We start from the raw sequence: 986 nt of genomic DNA, 5'->3' as shown, positions 1-986 counted from the left end.
CTAATGAAATATATTTTATATCTTGTGCTTTTAATCTCTAGTCAAGTATTTGCAAAGCCTGTAAATAATAGTATTGCATTTTACTATTCGTACCCGATGCCTCTAGCCGAAATGACTTTTTATTCTCGCGTTGTAGTTCAGCCCGAACACGTCACTGAGCACGAACTTAATTGGTTTAAACAACGTAATATTGCTGTTTATGCTTATTTAAGTGTTGGCGAGTCCTTTAATAAAAATAAGTCATCACTTAGTATAAACCCCAACTGGAATAGCCATATTGCCGATTTAGCATCAGCACATTGGCAACAACATATTCAAAGGAGCGCTGAGACATTAAAAGCACGTGGTTTTAGCGGCTTATTTTTAGATACTCTAGACAGCTATCAACTTTTAGATGACAAGCACAGTAAACCCGAACAACAAGCTGGATTAGTCACCATAATAAGCTCTCTATCTGAAACTTTTGATAAGCACCTTATCCTCAACCGGGGCTTTGAGCTATTGCCTAAACTCGCTAATTTAGCCAACGACTTAGTTGCTGAGGGTTTGTATAGCCACTTCAACCCTAACGACAATAGCTATACACTGACTAACAAAAACGACCAAAATTGGCTAAGCGCACAATTAAAAAAAGCACAAAACTTAGGCCTCAACGTCCAAATTATTGATTATGCAAAGCCCGATAACCGCCTCGCTATGGCACAAAAGATTATAGACGCAGGTTTTAATCCATGGGTGACAGATGGCCACTTGCAAACATGGGGTACATCATCGATAACACCGGTGCCTAGGCGAATATTAATTCCTTATAATAGCGATATTTCACCATTAGTTAAAAAATCTGTTCATTCAAAGCTTGCTACAATCATAGAATACTTAGGGTATATTCCTGATTATGTAGATGTAGCTAAAGAAAGGTTACCTAGAATAGATCCGAGTTTACATGCCGGCATTATTTCTTGGACTACTAGTAATATATTTTATAG

At 37.5% G+C, this 986-nt stretch carries 1 protein-coding gene; it reads left to right on the top strand.

Annotation, left to right across the window (positions count from 1 at the left end):
* Positions 1 to 3: 3 nt before the first annotated feature.
* A partial coding sequence (locus tag H5072_RS20265; protein WP_182694615.1) for an endo alpha-1,4 polygalactosaminidase occupies positions 4 to 986 on the top strand: 983 nt, incomplete at its 3' end.

The sequence above is a fragment of the Pseudoalteromonas sp. SR45-5 genome (genome assembly GCF_014163565.1).
GTDB lineage: Bacteria > Pseudomonadota > Gammaproteobacteria > Enterobacterales > Alteromonadaceae > Pseudoalteromonas > Pseudoalteromonas distincta.
The sequence above is the reverse complement of the archived record's forward strand: the minus strand, read 5'-3'. Positions and strand labels throughout refer to the sequence as shown.